Here is an 18,347-nt window from a genome sequence, read left to right on the forward strand (position 1 = left end):
AGGCGCGCCGCCGCTTTCAAGCGGATGCATCCACGGCGGACCGCCGGTCCTTCAGCGAGGAGAGCGCGAAATGGGCGATGCCGGCGACGATGCCCGCGCTGATCGCGGTGGAAAGCTGCGGCGCATAGAACTCGACGATGAAGCCCACGGCCGCGCCGATCACCCAGGAGATGAAGGGCGTCGAGCGCCATTCCTTCTCCACCCCGCCGCCGCTTTTGAAGATGTAGGCCTCGACGAGCAGGATCATGCCGATGGGCGGGACCACGATGCCGAGCAGCGACAGCCACTGGATGAAGAAGGCCCAGACATTGCCCGCGGCGATGACGATGCCGAGGATGCCGAGCACGACGGCGAGCAGCCGCATCTTCGAGCCGAGGATGCGCGACCAGCCCGTCGCCGCATTGTAGAGGCAATGCGAGCAGACCGAGCCGAGGTTGATGTAGAGGAACAGGAAGGCGAGCGCGCTCAGCCAGCCGATCTGCAGCGTGTTCATGTAGCCGAACATGTTGTCCGCCCCGAACGGGTTGGCATCCGGCACGGCAAGGGCCGCGGTCAGAATGCCGCCCACCAGCATGGCGACGAGGTTGGAGACCGGAAAGGCCGAGAAGGTCGCGATGAGGGAATGGGTGCCGGTCCGGGCCCAGCGGTTGAAGTCCGCGGTGACCGTGCCGGCATCGATGAAGAGGGCGATGACGACCGTCAGCCCGACCCCCATGGACATGGTGGCGACGCCGTTGTTGCCGGCATAGCTCCAGATCGCGTCGAAGGTGGTGGTCGAAGCCGAATGCAACACCACGAACAGGCCGAGCACGAAGAACAGCGGCACCGAGACGAGGCCGATCAGGTGCAGGCCGCGCACGCCGATGAAGGTGATGGCGATGTAGAGCAGGCCTGCCACGATGGTCATGGCGACATAGTTCATCTCGTAGGTGCTGGCGATGAGCGCGCCGGTAATACCCGTCTGCACCGCGAACCAGCCGAGCAGCAGCGTCGAGAGCAGGCCCGAGGCGAGCGCATAGCCCTTCGTGCCGAAGACTTCCGACGCGATCAGCGCGAAATTCCGGCCGCTCCGCGTCGCCGAAAGGCCGAGCGCGCCGACATAGGCGAACATAATCAGGTTGCCGATGACCATCGCCGCGAGCGCGCGGGAAAAGCCCATGCCCAGCACGAGGATCGAGCCGGTCATGGAGCCGGTGATGATCGCCGGGAAGCCGGCCCACACCGTCACCATGGAAAACAGGCTGTGCCGGGCCGAAAGCGGCACCGGCGCATGTTCGTATTCCTCGCCGAGCACATGGTCGGCATCGAGCGGCGACAGATCGCCGGGCCCTTTGGAGTGTGTAGACATGTTCGTTCCCCTCATGTCTTTCTGTTGAGGAAGGCCATCCGGTTCCCAGGACCGGATGGCCCGGCTGGCATCAGCGATGGGCGGCCGCGTGCGGGATGCCGTCTATCGGGCATTCGTCCGTGCCGACCGTGCCGCGGGTCATGGCCTCGACCATCTCGCGCGTCCCGTCCGGGTCGTTCACCCACCTGGCGTAGAAGTTGTAAGGGCAGGCCGCGACGCCGCGGTCGCCGTCGCCGGAATTGATCGTGCCGGTGTAGCCGCGGTGGAGTAGCTTGAAGAGATGGTTCTGCGACTGGCCGTTGCGGCGGGCGTCGCGGATGGCCGAGACGGAGAGCTGGGCATACTGGATGCCGTTCTCCTCCGTGCCGCATTCGCCGAGCGTGCGCCCGTCGAAGCCGATGATCGCGGAATGGCCGAAATAGGAGTAGACGCCGTCGAAGCCGGCGGCATTGGCGACCGCGACATAGACATTGTTCGCCCAGGCCATCGACTTGGAGATCTGCACCTGCTGCTCCTTGGCCGGATACATGTAGCCCTGGCAGCGGATGATGAGCTCGGCGCCCCGCATGGCGCAGTCGCGCCAGATTTCCGGATAGTTGCCGTCGTCGCAGATGATGAGGCTGATCTTCAGGCCCTTCGGCCCCTCGGAGACATAGGTGCAGTCGCCGGGATACCAGCCCTCGATCGGCACCCAGGGCATGATCTTGCGGTATTTCTGGACGATCTCGCCCTTGTTGTTCATGAGGATGAGCGTGTTGTAGGGCGCCTTGTTCGGGTGCTCCTCGTGGCGCTCGCCCGTCAGCGAGAAGACGCCCCAGACATTGGCCTTGCGGCAGGCCTCGGCGAAGATCGCCGTCTCCTCGCCCGGTATCTGCGAGGCGGTCTCGTACATCTCCCTGGAATCGTACATGATCCCGTGGGTCGAATATTCCGGGAAGACGACCAGATCCATGCCCGGCAGGCCGATCTTCATGCCCTCGACCATCGCGGCGATCTTGCGGGCGTTCTCCAGCACTTCGGCCCTGGTGTGCAGCCGCGGCATCTTGTAGTTCACGACAGCAACGCCGACGGTATCTTTGCTGCTGCTGATGTCACCATGGTACATTTCAAGTCTCCTTAGACGACGAGGTGGCTCTGGATGAGCTCATCGCTGAGCGCGCCGATGTCGTCGGACACGGCCACGCTCCCGCGATTGAGGATCGCGAAGCGGTGCGAGGCCCGCCGCGCGAATTTGATGTTCTGTTCGACGAGGATCACGGCGAGGCCGTGCTTGCGGTTGAGGTCGATCAGCACGTCCTCGATCTGCTCGACGATGTTGGGCTGGATGCCCTCCGTCGGCTCGTCGAGCAGCAGGATCTTCGGTTCCGACAGGAGCGCCCGCGCGATGGCGAGCTGCTGCTGCTGGCCGCCCGAGAGGTTGCCGCCGCGCCGGCCGAGGAATTCCTTGAGGATCGGGAAGAGATCGAAGATGTGGTCGGGGATCGTGCGCGCCGGCTTCTCCGCCGCGAATGTGCCGATGAGAAGGTTCTCGCGCACGGTGAAGCTCGGCAGGATGCCCCGCCCCTGCGGCACGTAGCCGAGCCCGACACGTGCCCTCATGTGCGTGGGGAGCTGGTTGATCTCCGCGCCGTCGAGCCGGATCGAGCCGGCGCAGCGCGACATGAGGCCGAGGATGGTGCGCAGCAGCGTCGTCTTGCCGACGCCGTTGCGCCCGAGCACCGTCAGGAACTCCCCCTCCCGCACCGAGAGCGAGACGGACTGGAGCGCGCGGCTGCGGCCATAGAAGCCGTCGACATCGGAAAGCTCAAGCATGGCCGATGCCTCCCGAACCGAGATAGGCCTCGCGGACCTTCGCATCCTGCGAAACCTCGTCGGCAGTGCCCTGCGCCAGCAGCTTGCCCTGATGCATGACCGAGATGGTCTCGGCGATGTCGCGCACGAAGCCCATGTCATGCTCGACGACGACGAGCGTGTGCTTGCCGCGCAGCCGGTTGAAGAGCTCGGCGGTCATGTTGGTCTCTTGCGCCGTCATGCCGGCCGTCGGCTCGTCCATCAGGATGAGCGCCGGATCCTGGGCGAGGATGAGGGCGATCTCCAGCCATTGCGTCTGGCCGTGCGAAAGCTGCGCTGCCTGGGTTTCGAGATGATCCTCCAGCCCGACGAGGACCGCGAGGCGTTCCAGCCGCTCGGTGTCCACCCCGCCGGTGAAGCGGAACAGGTTGCGCCAGACGCCCGGATCGCGCGAGCAGCCGATCTCCAGGTTTTCCCGAACGGTCAGTTCGCGAAAGACGCTCGGCACCTGGAACTTGCGGCCGATGCCGGTGCGTGCGATCCGGAATTCCTTGAGAACGTGGATCGGAGCGCCGCGGAAGGCGATTTCCCCGGATGTGATGCGGGACTTGCCGCAGATCAGGTCGAGCGTCGTCGATTTGCCGGCACCGTTCGGGCCGATCAGGCAGCGCAGCTCGCCCGACGCCACCTCGAAGTCGAGCCGATCGACCGCGATGAAACCGGAAAAGGCCACGGTCACCTGTTTGAGCGCAAGGAGCTGGTCGCGTGCGGGCGTCATAGCGCACCTCCGAGATGGGGTTGGGATTTGGAGGTTTGCTCGGTGGCATGGCGGGCGCCGCCCTTGCGCTCCGCCTTAGGGAAGCGACGCACGAGGGCTTCGAAGGCGCCCGCCAGCCCCTTCGGCATGAACAGCACGATGAGGACGAAGAGGCCGCCCATGACGAGGGTCCAGGTTTCGAGGAAGGCCTCGGTTTCCGACAGTGCGCCCTGCACGCCGGTGACGAGCACCGCGCCCAGCATGGCGCCGAGGAGGCTCTGCCGGCCGCCGACGGCGACCCAGATCACGATGGAAAGGCTGAGCGGCACGCCGAGGAAGGTCGGCGAGGCGAATTCCATGATGATCGTGTAGAGCATGCCCGCAAGGCCGGCGATGGCGGCCGAAAGCGCGAAGACGAAGGTCTTGTAGAGCGCCACGTCATAACCGAAGAAGCGCACCCGCTCCTCCTGGTCGCGCACCGCCTGCAGGATGAGGCCGGTCTTGCTGCGCGAGACGGCAAGCGCGAGGAACAGCGTGACCGTGAGGCAGATCGCGACGAGATAGTAGGTCGAGGCCGAATAGGCGTCGAAGGTCAGGCCGAAAATCTCGAACCGCGCAAGATCGGTGATGCCGTTGAAGCCGCCGGTATAGCTCTGCTGGTCGATGATGATGAGGTTGACCACCACCATGGCGGCAAGCGTGATGATCGCCGCATAGACGCCGGCGATGCGCCCGCCGAACATGAACCAGCCGAGCAGCGCGGCGAAGAGCGCCGGGACGAGGATGCCGGCAAGGAGCGCAATGGGCATGGAATGGAACGGCACCCAGATCCAAGGCAGTTCCGTCACGTTGTTCCAGACCATGAAGTCGGGAAGGCCGTCGCTGCCGGTGTGGATCGGCACCGTCTTCAGCTTCAGGAACATGGCCATGCAGTAGGAGCCGAGGCCGAAGGTCGTCGCCTGGCCGAGATTGAGGATGCCGGCATAGCCCCAGGACAGGCTGAGCGCGATCGCCAGCATGCCGAAGATCAGGTAGCGGGCATATTTGTTCAGCAGGAAGGCGTCGTCGACCAGCACGGGCACGATGAGGATCGCCAGACAGACGACGCCGTAGAGGAGGATTTGGCGGGAGACTTTTCCAGACAAGGACGGAACCTCTCGTTGACGCGGGCGGTCAGGCGCGCACACGCGGGGCGAACAAGCCCTGCGGCCGGAACCGGATGATGATGACGATGGCGACGAGAACGAGCGCCTTGGCGATCGTGTCGTTGCTGTAATAGGCAAGGAGCCCGGAGGTCTCGCCGAGCACGGCAGAACTTGCGAGCGTACCGACAAGGCTCTGCACGCCACCGAGCACGACAACCATGAAGGCGTCGACGACATAGGTCGTGCCCATCTCGGGCGAGACGCTCTTCAAGGGCGAGATCAGCGCGCCGGCGAGCCCCGCAATGCCGGCCCCGTAAGCAAAGGTCAGCCGGTAGGCCCTGGCGGAATTGATGCCGAAGCTCGACGCGATGGCGCGGTTCTGGGTAATCGCCCGAAGCTTCAGGCCGAAGGACGTGTAGCGGTAGATGCACCAGGTCGCGAGGAAGAGGCCGAGCGCCACGGCGAGCACGAAGAGCCGGTAGGCCGAATCGGTCGCACCGAGGATATCGACGCTGCCGGAGAGCGACGGCGGCATCTGGACGTAGCGCAGCTCGCCGCCGGCCGTCAGGCGGACGATCTGCTGGGTCATGACACCAAGGCCCCAGGTGGCAAGGATCGTGTCCAGCGGCCGGTCGTAGAGATGGCGGATGACGGCGACCTCGATCAGCCAGCCGAGCGCGGCGATCAGGAGGAAGATCACGGCAAGGCTCGCCAGCAAGCTCCAGCCGAGCTGGCTCTGCAGCAGCCAGGCGCAATAGGCGCCGAGCATCACGAACTCGCCGTGGGCAAGGTTGATGACGCCGGTCACCCCGTAGATGATCGCAAGCCCGAGGGCCACGAGAAGCAGGATCGACGACAGGCTGAGGCCTGTCAGGATTTGCGAAACGACGAAGTCCATATGCACCTTCTCCGCAGGTTGGGCCGGCGGCCGACCGACAGACGGCCGCCGGCTGCTTGGGGGATCAGACCTCCTTGAGGCCTTCGGCGGTGCACTTCTGGTTGGGATAGGCGCTGTACGGGTTGGGCTCGAGCCAGTCGGCGGACTGCGTCAGGATCTCGAACTGCCCGTCCGGCTTGCATTGCCCGATCTTCGGGCGCAGCCAGCAATGCAGGTTCTCCGGCTCCACCTTCACGAGCCCCTGCGGCGCCTTGTATTCCTCGCCCTTCACCGCCTCGCGGATGGCGAGCGGGCCGATGTCGCTCGCCGCGAGCTTGGCGACCGCCTGCTTGAAGAGGTGGATCTGGAAATAGGCGGATTCCGACACGAAATGCGTGACCTTGTCGCCGCCCCAGCGCGAGCGATAGGCCTCGACGAAACGCTGGTTCTCCGGGGAATCGAAGACCATGAAATAGGGCGCGGAGGTGAAGTGGCCGGCGGCGGCATCACCGCCCATGGCCGCGACCTCGTTCTCCGAGGTGGTGAGGCTCGCCATCGGCATCGTCGCCGGGTCGAGACCGGCCGCACGATACTGCCGGTGCAGCGCCACGACGGAATCGCCGACCACCGTCGAGAAGATGACGTTGGGCTTTTCCGAGCGGAACTTGTTGATGACGGAGGAGAATTCCGAATGGCCGAGCGGCACGTATTCCTCGGCGATCACTTCCGCGCCGAGCCCTTCGAGCAGCTTCTTGCAGTAGTTGTTCTCTTCCTTCGGATAGATGTAGTTCGAGCCGATCAGGTACCAGCGCTTGCCGAACTTCTCGACGAGCCAGGGGATGAAATCGTCCTGCTGCTGGTTCGGCACGGCGCCGGTATAGATGACGTTCTTGGAGCACTCGCGGCCCTCGTAAAGCGTCGGATACCAGAAGAGGTTCTCCTGCTTCTCGAAGACCGGCAGCACCGCCTTGCGGCTCGCCGAGGTGTAGGAGCCGAAGACGGAAACACAGCGGTCGGAGAGCACCAGCTTGCGGGCCTTTTCGGCGAATGTCGCCGGGTCCGATGCGGGGTCCTCCACGACCGGTGTGATCTTCAGGCCGTTGATGCCGCCATTGGCGTTGATCTCCTCGATCGCCATCAGCGTCGCCTTGTTCAGCGACTCCTCGATGATCGCCGTCGTGCCGGTCAGCGAGAAGAGCACGCCCACCTTGATCTCGCCGTCCTGTGCGAAGGCCAGCGAGGAATTCTTCGACCAGATATGGGGAAAGCCGACCAGCGACACCGCGCCTGCTGCGGCCCCAACTTTCAGAAATTCACGCCTGTTCTTGTTCACCCTCTGTCTCCATCAAAAAACAAAGGCCCCGAAGCGCTCCGCCGGTCCGGCAGATCGTTTCGGGGCCTCTTCGCCTCTGGATTTGTTTGCGGCGTCCTCGCCGCGGGGAATGTGCTCGGGCTGACGGCGGGTCCGGATGCAACGCCACCAGCGTTGCTTCACCGGGCCTGCATCAGGCCATTCAGAAAAACAAAAAACCCCACGTTCCGCTCTTTGCGGACCCGCGGGGTTTCGTCACCCTTTATGTGCGCAGCGTCTTTGCCGCGGACAATTCCAAAACGCTAACTGAGAAGTTCGTGCGAGTCAATCACCGCCGCAGCGACGGCGCCGATGGTCACGCGCTTCTCCATCGCCTGCTTGCGCAGGAAGTTGTAGGCCTCCTCTTCGCTCAGGTTTTTCAAGCGGATGAGCAGCGCCTTCGCCCGCTCGACGAGGCGCATGGTGCGCAGATTCTCGTCGAGCTTGTCGATCCGCCCGCGAAGGCGCCGCTCATATTGGAAATGCTCGCGGGCCATCATCAGCACCGACTGGATCATCCGGGCGGTTGCCGGATAATGCAGCATGCCATGCGCCGCGCAGTTGTGGACGAGCTTCAAATTGAGGGGCGCCTTGCCGTCATCCACCAGGATGAGCGCGGAAGAAGGCTCCCCCGGCACCCAGGGTATGCGCTGGGGAAGATCGTCCGACAGCAGGCAGAAGATCGCGTCGTATTGCAGGGGAATCTGCGCCGGCTTCGGCCAGATGTGCCGCACGGCGACGCGCTGCCGCTGCAATTCCCGGATCAGGAACTCGCCGTTGTCGTCACGCTCGACGATGACGGCGACGGTGAATTCGGCCGGCAGGCCCGCCTGCCGCGGGCGCTCCTCCGCGCCGGCGCGGCTTTCCGGCCGTTGCGTACCGATCCAGCGATCGTGCCCGTAGTCCGCCCTCGACATGTCCGGCATCTTCTCCTCCCGCGCGGGACGGCGCGTTTCTGTTCGCTGCATTCAGCAATTCTCCAGGCAACGGCCGTAGCCGATGAGATAGGGATCGGCCTTCACGCTGGCCTGTGACTGGAAGACGATGTCGAACTGGCCCTGCCGGTTCGCCCGGCCGATGCGCGTCCACACATCCGCATGGCCCCAGACGGGATTGATCGACACGCTTCCCTGCGGCGCCTCGAATTCCGCGCCCATGACGAAGGTGCGCAGCTGCCTGGTATCGAGAGAATTGGTCTCCTCCAGCGTGCGCGCGAAGAGATTCACCTGAAAATACGAGGCTTCGAGGCACATATTGGTCGGCTCGTCGTCGCCGTAGCGCTTCTGGTAGTGGCTGACGAAACTGCTGTTGCGCGCCGTCTCGATTCCCTGGAAGTAGGATGCGGCCGTATAATGTCCCTCCCCGACATCGTAGCCCATCGCCCGGATCTCCGCCTCGGTCGTGGTGAGGCTGGCGATCGGCACGGTCTTCGGATTGAGGCCGAGATCGTGATAGGCCTGATAGAGGAAGGTGGTGGATTCGCCCACGACCGTCGAAAAGATGACGTCCGGCTGCGCCTGCTTGATCTCGCGCACCAGCGGCACGAATTCGCTGCGGTCGGCCTCGAGGCGAAGATACCGCTCCCCCACGACCGTTCCGCCATTGTTGCGCACCAGCTCCCGCATCACGCGGTTGGATTCGCGCGGATAGACATAGTCCGACCCGACGAAGAAGAACCGGTTGCCGAACTGGCTCATCAGCGCCTTGCACAGCTGCACGGAATTCTGGTTCGGCGTCGCGCCCGTATAGATGACGTTCGGCGAGAACTCGAACCCCTCGTAGAGCGTCGGATACCACAGAAGGCCATCCAGCCGCTCGACGACCGGCAGGACCGCCTTGCGGCTCGCCGAGGTGTAGCAGCCGAAGATCGTGCTGACACCATCCTCGACCATCAGGCGCTTGGCATACTGCCCGTAGGACCGGATCTCCGAGCCCGGATCATAGACGATCGGCTCGATCGGGCGCCCGTTGACGCCGCCCCGGTCGTTGATTTCATCGATGGCGATCAGCGTGCCGCGCAGCTGGGTTTCCTCGATGACCGACATGAATCCGGTCTTCGAGAACAGGACCCCGACACGCCATGGCGCGGACGTCCGCTGGTTTCGATTGAGAGCTCCCATTGTCTCGGTTCATCCCTGTATTTGATCCCCTTTTCTTGATCGGCCATCGCCGGTGAGGTCTTGTCGCCCCATGGCTTCAGCTTGCCGAAGTGCCGTCCGTCCGCGTTTCCCAGGATGCGCCTGTTTTCGTTCTCCCGCCAGAAAACAAAAAACCTCCCAGCCTCGGAACGATGCGAGGCACAGGAGGCGACATTGCGCTCAGAAGTCCGGCGGCAACCTTGCCGCCCGTCACGGATTGACGTCCCGTTACGATAAGGTCGAGAAATGCGGAATGTCAACATGCGGTTCTTCGCGCTTTTGTGCTGCCGCCATATCGCCTGCCTTTTCGACGCAACACGCCGCAAACCACTGGAAATCGAGGGCGTGCCCGTCTCAGCGGATTTGCCGACCAAGCTCCTCAAGCGAGAGGCGCGGAAGGAAATTACACCACCTTCACATTCAAGTCACTTGAATATAGTTGCGTTTAAGTTTACAAAACGCATGGAAGCAAGCGGATCCAGAGAAATCCGCCTTCCTGGAGGGGCAGCATTTTTCATCGACATTTTCCGGCCGAGAGCCGGCGCCTCTCTGCGTGCCTTTTCGCCAACCAGAGGGAACCTGACCGTGACGATCAACCGACGTGAATTCATGAAGGCGACCGCCCTCGGCGTCGCCGCGCTTTCGCTACCGAGCCTTGCCAGCCGGGCCGCGGCCGCATCCGGCCCGCTCATCTTCGCGGCGGCAGGCACCGTGACCAGCAGCTGGGACCCGACCTCGCACACGGTCGCCCCGCAGATCACCGCCGAGGGCTTCCTCTTCGGCCACCTGACCAAATGCCCGATGAGCGAGGCCAATCCAGGCGAGATCCTGCCGGACCTTGCGACCGAATGGTCCGTCATCGACGAGCACACGCTGGAATACAAACTGCGCCAGGGCGTCACCTTCCATGACGGCAAGCCCTTCACCGCGGCGGACGTCAAGGCGACCTACGAATATGCCTCCAACCCCGACCGCCCGGCCTCGGCCTGGTATCCGGGGCGCGTGGACGTCGAAGTGATCGACGACCACACGGTGCGGCTGAACACCAGGCAATACGGCTATCCGGCGCTGAATTTCTGGTACGTTTCGAGCTTCCTGCCGATCCTGTCGGCCGCCGACGTCGCCAATCCCGAAACACTCAAGCAAAGGCCGAACGGCACGGGTCCGTTCAAATATGTCGAAACCGTCGGCGACCAGATCAAGTTCGCCGCCTTCGACGATTTCCATGAGGGCAAACCCACCATCGAGGAGATCGTCTGGGCCTATGTGCCCGACGCCAACACCCGCGTGCTCGGCCTCCTCAACGGCCAGTATCACCTGACCGAGCGCCTGGAGCCGGAGCAGTATCTCTCTCTCCAGAAGGAGGCGAGCCTGAAGACGGACCGCTCGCTTTCCAGCGAGAACAAATATCTCCACTTCCGCTGCAACAAGCCGCCCTTCGACGATCCGCGCATCCGGCTGGCGGTCTGCCATGCCATCGACCGTTCCCAGGTCCTTGCCGTGGTCGGGGAAGCCGGACAGGCATCGAACTGCCACATCTCGCCGGTGAAGTTCGGCTTCACCGACGTGAAGGGCTATCCGGAATACGATCCGGAAAAGACGCAGGCGCTTCTCGCCGAGGCCGGTTTCCCGAACGGTGAGGGCCTGCCGGAGATCGAGTACATCACCTCGGTCGGCTTCTATCCGAAGACCCGTGAATATGGCGAGCTCATCACCGCCATGCTGCAGGAACAGGGCTTCCCGGTGAAGCTCACGACGCTGGAGCCGGCCGCCTGGGAGGAGCAGCTCTATCGCCGCGCCGACGGCCAGGGCCCCGGCCATATCATCGACGTCGGTTGGATCACCGGTTCGCCCGAACCGGACCTCGTGCTGCGGCCGAACTACCATTCCCAGTTCGCGCTCATCAACGGCATCAGCGATCCGCAGATCGACGCGTCCCTCGACAAGGAACGCGGCGCCACCTCCACGGAGGAACGCCTGAAGATCCTGCAGGAGGAGACCCTGCCGCTCATCGCCGAGAAGGCGCCGAGCATCTCGCTCTTCTCCTCGGTCTTCCTGCGGGCGATGAGTGCCAGGCTCGACGGCGTCACCTTCTATCCGAACGGGCCGATCGATCTGTCCAAGGCGACACTGTCCTAGGCTGCCTGCGGGCGATGCGCCGGCACCGCATCGCCCGCTCTCGTTCCCGTATCGCCGGATGACCAAAGATGGCTTTTGCCCTGGAATTCTTCTTGCGGCGCATTAGTCAGGGCGTTCTCATCGTCCTGGCCGTCGCCTTCGTCATTTTCACACTGCTGCGCATCGCGCCGGGCGATCCGATCCGCATCATCCTCGGGCCGATGGCGACGCCGAGCGCCATGGAGGAAACGGCCGAGCGCCTCGGGCTGCGCGATCCCATTCCGGTGCAGTTCCTGCGCTATCTCGGCGATATCGCGAGGGGCGACTTCGGCAATTCCTTCATCCGCGGCAAGCAGGGCGGCACAACGGGCGGCTCCCAGGACGCGGCCGGCGCGCCGCCGGTCGAGCGGGCCGCCGTCATCGAGCTGATCGCCAGGGCCCTGCCCTATACGCTGCTGCTCGCCGCCTGCGGCTTCCTGCTCGCCTGTCTCGTCTCGATACCGCTCGGCATACTGGCCGGGGTCAGGAACAGCGGCTGGCCCCAGAAGGTCGCCCTCTACCTCTCCTCCTTCTTCGTGTCGCTGCCCAATGTCTGGGTCGGCATCGTGCTGATCTACCTGCTGTCGGCCCGCACCGGCTGGCTGCCCGCCATCGGCTACCAGCATATCGGCTATGTCGTCATCCCGGCGATCGTCGTCGCGGTCGAGCTTGCGCCGGTGATGATCCGCTCGATCTCGGTGGCCGTCGCGACGAACGTGCAGGACCCGTTCTACGAGATCGGCCAGGTGCGCGGCCTCAGCGCGCGGATCATGCTGTTCCGCCATGTGCTGCGCAACGCGGCGGTGCCGCTGCTCAACAGCTTCGGCGCGCAGATGATCGGCATGCTGCTCGGCGGGCTCTTCGTCGTCGAATACATCTTCAGCTTCCCCGGCATCGGGCTCCTGACGATCAACGCGGTCTTCCAGCGCGACTTCCCCGTCATCCAGACCGTCGCGATCTTCGCCAGCACCGTGCTCGTCTTCATCAACATCGCCGTCGACTTCGCCTCGACGACGATCGACCGGCGCCTGAAGTTCTGAGGGGTATCATGACCATCCTGTCCTCCATCCCGCAGTCCTCCGCCCCGGCCCGGGGCCAGAGCGTCAATGCCCGCATCCTGCGCCTTGCCTGGCGGTCCTCCGAAATGAAGGTGGCGAGCCTGCTCTTCCTTGCGCTCTGCCTGCTGACGCTGCTCGGGCCCTTCGTCATCGACGCCTCGGCGACGAAGATCTCCGTCGCCGACAAGTTCCTGCCGCCCGTCTTCATGGAGGGCGGCAGGCTCCCCTATTTCCTCGGTACCGACCAGCTCGGCCGCGACCTCCTGCTGCGCTCGCTGGTCGGGCTGCGCAACGCCTTCCTGATCGGCGTCGTCAGCGTCATGCTGATGTTCGTGCTCGGCTGCGCCATCGGCATCTTCTCCGGCTATCGCGGCGGCTGGACGGATGTCGTCCTGATGCGCATCACCGATATCCAGATGTCCATTCCGGTCATCATCCTCGCCATCACCATTCTCGGCATGTCGCGGCCGAACCCGTTCACCATCGTCGCGGTGCTCGTGCTCTCCGGCTGGCCGATCTACGCCCGCGTCGCGCGCAGCGTGACGCTCGCCGAGCGGCAGAAGGAATATGTGCGCGCCGCGCGCATCATCGGTGCGTCGGACCTTCGCATCATGGTCCGCCATATCGCGCCGTCCATCCTGCCGCCCATCGCCTTCGTCGCGGTCCTCGACGTGGCGCGCATGATGATCTTCGAGGCAATCTTCGGCTTCATCGGCATCGGCATCCAGCCGCCGACGCCGACCTTCGGCACCATCATCTCGGGCGGCACGCAATATCTCCTGAATGCCTGGTGGATCACCATCGTCCCCGGCTGCCTGCTCGCGCTTTCGCTGGGCAGCCTCAACCTCATGGGCGGCGTTCTGGAAAGAAGCCGGAACCTCGTCCTGCAGGGAGCGGCATGATGGCGGCGGAACCTCTCCTGAAAGTCGAAAACCTCAGCATCTGCCTCGGTTCGGCCGGTGCTGCACGCCCCCTCATCTCGAACGTCACCTTCGCGGTGAAGCCGAAATCCGTCCTCGGCATCATCGGCGAAAGCGGCGCGGGCAAGACGCTTCTGTCGCGCGCCCTGGTGAACTGGGTGCGCCCGCCGCTTGTGATCACCGCCGGCAGGGTGATCTATCGGGACCGCGACCTCCTCGCCCTGCCGGAGACGGACATGGCGCGCCTGCGCGGCCGCGAGATCGCCTATATCGGCGCCAATCCGACGACGGCGCTCGACCCGACGGTGCCGGTGGGCCACCAGATCGAGGAAAAGCTGCGGACCATCGAGCCGGGCCTTTCCCGCCAGGCGGCGAGGAAGCGCGTCGTCGACCTGCTCGATGCCGTGCGCATCCCCTCCGCCCGCTCGCGCTTCGACGAATATCCCTTCCAATTCTCCGGCGGAATGATGCAGCGGGCGATGATCGTCGATGCGCTGATCTCCAACCCGAAGCTGCTGGTCGCCGACAACATCACCCAGCCGCTGGACGTGACCGTTGCCGCGCAGATCCTGCGACTGCTGCGCGACCTGCAACGGGATTTCGGCACCTCCATCGTCTTCGTCTCCTCCTCCTTCGGCACCATCGTCGACATCGCCGACGAGGTCGTCGTCCTCGACAAGGGGAGCATCGTGGAGGCGCAGGATACCGGCAGGATCCAGAGGAACCCGGTTCACCCCTATACGAAGGATCTCCTCGCCAAGGTCCCCCGCCTCTGGCACGGCGTCGGCAGCATACCCGAGGCCAATGCCGAACCAGTCGTCCTCAGCGTGCGCGATGTCGCCAAGACCTATGCAGTGAAGGATCGCACGTCGCTGTTCCGCAAGAACCGGGTACAGGCGGTGCGGGGCGTCTCCTTCGAAGTCCGGCGCGGCGAGAGCCTCGGGCTCATCGGCGAATCCGGCTGCGGAAAATCCACCCTGTCGCGCCTGCTCTCCTCGCTGGAACCGCCGGATCATGGCGCGATCGAGGTGAACGGCGTCGACGTCGCCACCCTGCGCGGCGCGGCCCTGCTTTCGATGCGGCGGCGGTTCCAGCTCCTTCTGCAGGATCCCTACACGTCCATCCCGTCGCATGTTTCGATCGGTGCGACGATCGCCGAGCCCCTGCGCATCCACCGGCTGGCCTCGGGACGCGGACTGCGGGAACAGGTCTGCGGCGTGATGCAGGACGTCGGCCTGTCGCCCGATCTCTACGACGCCCTGCCCGTCGGCCTCAGCGCGGGCCAGCGGCAGCGCGTCAACATCGCCCGGGCGATGGTTCTCGAACCGAGCGTGCTGATCCTCGACGAGACGCTGTCCGCGCTCGACCAGGTCGAGCAGGCCAGGCTTCTCGACCTGTTCGACAACCTCCAGCGCAAGCACGGCATTACCTATCTCTACATCTCGCACGACCTTGCCATGGTGCGGCGGGCCTGCGCCCGCATCGCGGTGATGTATCTCGGCAAGATCGTCGAGATCGGCGACAACGAGACGATCTTCGGCGAGCCCGCCCATCCCTATACACGCACGCTTCTAAGTTCAGTGAGCACGGTGGAGGAAAAGCCCTTCCTGCCGAAGGACTACCTGCTCGAAGGCGAGCCGCCTGACCCGATCCACATTCCCGAAGGCTGCTCCTTCCGCAGCCGCTGCCCCTTCGTCATCGAGACCTGTCGAAACGTCGAGCCGCCGCTGTCACCCCGGGCGGGCGGAAGCGCGGCCGCGTGCCATCTCGGCCTCGACCGGCTGCCGGCCCCCTCGATCGTGTTGAAAGCGCACAACGGGTCAGACCTGAAACGAATGGACAGCCTATGACCTCCTCCCTCGAACGGGCGTCGGCATTCTTCGGCGAGCGCGCGACCGTCCACCGCGCTTGGCGGCACCACCTCCACCGCAACCCCGAAACCGCCTTCGAGGAGCGCGAGACGGCGGCCTTCCTGGCGGCCCGTCTCGACGAGATGGGCCTGCCGGTCAGGCAGGGCCTTGCCGGAACCGGCCTGGTGGCGAGCCTGCGGGGAAAGAGGGCGGGACCGAGCATCGGCTTTCGCGCGGACATGGACGCCCTGCCGCTGAACGAACAATCGTCCCTGCCCTACCGCTCCGCCCGCCCCGGTGCCACCCATGCCTGCGGGCACGACGGGCATATGGCCATGCTGCTCGCCGCGGCCGACTATCTCTCCCGGCAGCAGGATCTGGCGGGCACGCTGCATTTCATTTTCCAGCCGGCCGAGGAGGCGGCCGGCGGCGGCAGGGTCATGGTCGAGGACGGGCTTTTCGACCATGCGCAATGCGACCTCGTCTTCGGCCTGCACAACTGGCCCTCCCTCGAAACGGGCAGGATCGCGGTGCAGCCGGGGCCGATGATGGCCGCCATGGACCTCTTCACGATCACGGTGAGCGGCGACGGCGTGCATGCGGCCCTGCCGCATCTCGGCACTGATACGATCGTGGCGGCGGGCGCGCTGACGCAGGCGCTGCAGGCCATCGTCAGCCGCGCCATCGATCCGCACCAGCAGCTCGTGCTCTCGATCACCCAGATCCACGGCGGTCATTCCCTGAACGCGCTGCCCGACAGCGTCGCGCTGCGCGGAACCCTGCGCTACTTCGATCCCGGCGTCGCCCGGACGGCGCACCGCCGGATGCACGAGATCGTCGAGGGCGTCGCCCGGACCCATGCCGTGGAGATCGCCCTCAACCTCAAGTCGCAATACCCCGTGACGACGAATGATGCCGACGCCACCGGCATCATGTTGCGCGCCGCGGAACTTTCGCCCGCCGGCGGGGCGCCGGTCACGCAGTTTCCGCCGAGCATGGCCTCGGAAGACTTCGCCTTCATGCTTGCCGCGCGCAAGGGCGCCTATGCCTGGATCGGCAACGGCCGCCCGACGGCGCTGCACAGCCCGGACTTCGACTTCAACGACGAGATTCTGCCGCTCGGCGCGCACTATTGGGTCGCGCTTGCGCAGGCCTGCCAATCGCAAACGACCTGACCAGAGGAGAAGAAACATGAGACTTGCAGGCAAGAAAGCCTTGATGATCGGCGCCGCCACCGGCATCGGAAGAGCCGCAGCCATTCAGTTCGCCGACAACGGCGCCGACATCGTCATCGCCGACATCAACCGGCCGGCGGCCGAGGAAACGGTCGCAAGCCTCGCGAAAACGGGCCGCCACGCCTCGGCCATCGCCTGCGACGTCCGCGAGGAGGCGAGCGTGCGCGATGCCGTCGCGGCGGCCGAAAGCCGGATGAACGGGATCGATACGCTCGTCTTTTTCGCCGGGCTGCAGAGGCTCGGCCATGCCGAGCAGTTCTCCGCCGCCGACTGGGACGCGGTGTTCGACGTCAATGCCCGCGGCACGTTCCTCGCGACGAAATATGCCGCCCCCGCCATCCGCAAGGCCGGCGGCGGCAGCATCATCACCACCTCTTCGCTGGCGGGCCTTCGCGGCGCACCGGGCATGACGGGCTATGCTGCCGCCAAGGGCGCGGTCATCGCCTATACCGTGGCGCTCGCGCAGGAGCTGGCGCCGGACAATATCCGCGTGAACTCCGTCCTGCCCGGCTGGATCGACACGCCGTTCAACAACCCGGCCATCGCCCTCATGGGCGGTGTCGAGGCGCATGGCGAGGTCGTCAAGCGCATCGTGCCGCTCGGCCGGCAGGGCACGCCGGACGAGGTGGCGCCGATTTATGTGTTTCTGGCATCGGAGGAATCCCGCTATATCACTGCAAAGCAGATGATGGTCGATGGCGGCATGGCCCATTGAATTTCAACGACACGCCGCCCAGCACGATCAGCGGCCGAGAAGGAACCGGAATGAAGCGGGAGAAGAGGCAGGGCTCTCAGCGCGACAGCCTCAGCGACACCAAGAAGAGCCTCGGCGTCCGGCTGCGGCTCGCGCGGCAGATGAAGGGCCTGACGCTGAAGGAACTCGCCGAAAGCAGCGAATGCTCGCAGAGTCTCCTGTCGAAGGTGGAAAACGGCAAGGTCCTGCCCTCCCTCCCGATGATCCATCGCGTCGTGCAGGTGCTCGAAACCAACATCAGCTGGCTCTTCGACGAGCCGGCCGACAACGAATCCGTCATTTTTCGCAAGGGCACGCGTCCGTTCATCACCCTCGACAGGCACAAGGGCACCTCGCGCGGCCTGATGCTCGAACGCATCATTCCCTACAAGGACGGCCATCTCCTCCAATGCAACATCCACCACTTGGAAGTGGGCGGGCAGAGCGGGGAGACCATCACGCACGAAGGCGAGGAGGTCGGCTATGTCCTCACCGGCATCGTCGAACTGACCCTCAACGGCGACACCTTCCGCCTCGAAGCCGGAGACGGCTTCTGCTTCCGCTCGAGCATTCCCCATTCCTACCGCAATATAGGCAATGACGCAGCGAGCATCCTATGGGTTTGCACCCCACCCACGTTTTGAAGCCCTTCGCGCAAGAATGTGCAACGTTTTGGGATGTTCGGGGTGGGATGAAGCGCTGTCGGGTTAGCGCTGGGTGGGAGAGGACCGGAACGCAAAAAGCCCCGTCCGTGTTACGGCGGGGCTTTGTTTGGTTGCGGGGGCAGGATTTGAACCTGCGGCCTTCAGGTTATGAGCCTGACGAGCTACCGGGCTGCTCCACCCCGCGATATTCCGGTATTTCAAGAAGTGGGGTTTCCGCTTTTGCGGTCCTTGTCGGTTTTGGCCGATTTTGTTCCGAGAAGATTGTTTCACATTGCCTTTAGCAGACCTGGCAGCGACCTACTCTCCCGCGTCTTGAGACGAA

The 18,347-nt window shown here is 64.6% G+C and carries 16 protein-coding genes and 1 tRNA gene; 7 read left to right on the plus strand and 10 right to left on the minus strand.

Annotation, left to right across the window (positions count from 1 at the left end; genetic code table 11):
• Positions 1-16: 16 nt before the first annotated feature.
• The 9 genes from MUU56_RS15010 to MUU56_RS15050 all read right to left on the minus strand — a co-directional run bounded on the left by MUU56_RS15010 (position 17) and on the right by MUU56_RS15050 (position 9,389).
• Positions 17-1,348, minus strand: coding sequence for a purine-cytosine permease family protein (locus tag MUU56_RS15010; RefSeq protein ID WP_244768082.1), 1,332 nt, complete (start codon positions 1,346-1,348; stop codon positions 17-19).
• A gap of 70 nt (positions 1,349-1,418) precedes the next feature.
• Positions 1,419-2,453, minus strand: a complete 1,035-nt coding sequence (locus MUU56_RS15015; protein ID WP_244768083.1) for an aliphatic amidase — start codon at positions 2,451-2,453, stop codon at positions 1,419-1,421.
• Positions 2,454-2,464: 11 nt separating this feature from the next.
• The gene (urtE, locus tag MUU56_RS15020; RefSeq protein WP_244768084.1) at positions 2,465-3,160 is read right to left on the minus strand and encodes an urea ABC transporter ATP-binding subunit UrtE; all 696 of its coding nucleotides are present in this window, start codon (positions 3,158-3,160) and stop codon (positions 2,465-2,467) included.
• Complete coding sequence (gene urtD / locus MUU56_RS15025) at positions 3,153-3,917, minus strand: urea ABC transporter ATP-binding protein UrtD (RefSeq protein WP_244768085.1); 765 nt, start codon at positions 3,915-3,917, stop codon at positions 3,153-3,155. The genes urtE and urtD overlap by 8 nt, the downstream gene beginning before the upstream one ends.
• Positions 3,914-5,041, minus strand: coding sequence for an urea ABC transporter permease subunit UrtC (urtC, locus tag MUU56_RS15030; RefSeq protein ID WP_244768086.1), 1,128 nt, complete (start codon positions 5,039-5,041; stop codon positions 3,914-3,916). The genes urtD and urtC overlap by 4 nt, the downstream gene beginning before the upstream one ends.
• A gap of 28 nt (positions 5,042-5,069) precedes the next feature.
• On the minus strand, positions 5,070-5,939 hold the full coding sequence (urtB, locus tag MUU56_RS15035; protein ID WP_244768087.1) for an urea ABC transporter permease subunit UrtB: 870 nt from the start codon (positions 5,937-5,939) through the stop codon (positions 5,070-5,072).
• 64 nt (positions 5,940-6,003) lie between these two features.
• Complete coding sequence (locus tag MUU56_RS15040) at positions 6,004-7,251, minus strand: transporter substrate-binding protein (protein ID WP_244768088.1); 1,248 nt, start codon at positions 7,249-7,251, stop codon at positions 6,004-6,006.
• A 281-nt stretch (positions 7,252-7,532) separates the two neighbouring features.
• A complete protein-coding gene (locus MUU56_RS15045) occupies positions 7,533-8,237 on the minus strand; it encodes an ANTAR domain-containing response regulator (protein WP_244768089.1) in 705 nt (234 codons plus the stop codon).
• Positions 8,238-9,389, minus strand: coding sequence for a transporter substrate-binding domain-containing protein (locus tag MUU56_RS15050; RefSeq protein ID WP_244768090.1), 1,152 nt, complete (start codon positions 9,387-9,389; stop codon positions 8,238-8,240).
• A 627-nt stretch (positions 9,390-10,016) separates the two neighbouring features.
• Between MUU56_RS15050 and MUU56_RS15055 the strand changes: the two genes are divergently transcribed.
• The 7 genes from MUU56_RS15055 (at position 10,017) to MUU56_RS15085 (ending at position 18,004) form a co-directional block, all read left to right on the plus strand.
• Positions 10,017-11,546 carry an ABC transporter substrate-binding protein gene (locus MUU56_RS15055; protein WP_398432967.1) on the plus strand — a complete coding sequence of 510 codons (1,530 nt, stop codon included), beginning with the start codon at positions 10,017-10,019 and terminating at the stop codon, positions 11,544-11,546.
• Positions 11,547-11,614: 68 nt separating this feature from the next.
• Entirely contained in the window at positions 11,615-12,604 is a 990-nt protein-coding gene (locus MUU56_RS15060) for an ABC transporter permease (RefSeq protein WP_244768091.1), read from the plus strand.
• 8 nt (positions 12,605-12,612) lie between these two features.
• Positions 12,613-13,524, plus strand: coding sequence for an ABC transporter permease (locus MUU56_RS15065; RefSeq protein ID WP_244768092.1), 912 nt, complete (start codon positions 12,613-12,615; stop codon positions 13,522-13,524).
• Complete coding sequence (locus MUU56_RS15070; RefSeq protein WP_244768093.1) at positions 13,524-15,392, plus strand: dipeptide ABC transporter ATP-binding protein; 1,869 nt, start codon at positions 13,524-13,526, stop codon at positions 15,390-15,392. Before MUU56_RS15065 ends, MUU56_RS15070 begins: the two co-directional genes overlap by 1 nt.
• Entirely contained in the window at positions 15,389-16,567 is a 1,179-nt protein-coding gene (locus tag MUU56_RS15075) for an amidohydrolase (RefSeq protein ID WP_244768094.1), read from the plus strand. The genes MUU56_RS15070 and MUU56_RS15075 overlap by 4 nt, the downstream gene beginning before the upstream one ends.
• Before the next feature lie 16 nt (positions 16,568-16,583).
• Positions 16,584-17,342: an SDR family NAD(P)-dependent oxidoreductase gene (locus tag MUU56_RS15080; protein ID WP_244768095.1), complete on the plus strand. Its 759-nt coding sequence runs from the start codon at positions 16,584-16,586 to the stop codon at positions 17,340-17,342.
• A 50-nt stretch (positions 17,343-17,392) separates the two neighbouring features.
• Positions 17,393-18,004, plus strand: a complete 612-nt coding sequence (locus tag MUU56_RS15085; protein ID WP_244768096.1) for a cupin domain-containing protein — start codon at positions 17,393-17,395, stop codon at positions 18,002-18,004.
• Between the two features lie 128 nt (positions 18,005-18,132).
• On the opposite strand, the gene MUU56_RS15090 is transcribed toward MUU56_RS15085, so the two are convergent.
• Positions 18,133-18,209, minus strand: a tRNA-Met gene (locus MUU56_RS15090).
• Positions 18,210-18,347: the final 138 nt, after the last annotated feature.

The sequence above is a fragment of the Shinella yambaruensis genome, from assembly GCF_022899355.1.
Classification (GTDB): Bacteria; Pseudomonadota; Alphaproteobacteria; order Rhizobiales; family Rhizobiaceae; genus Shinella; species Shinella yambaruensis.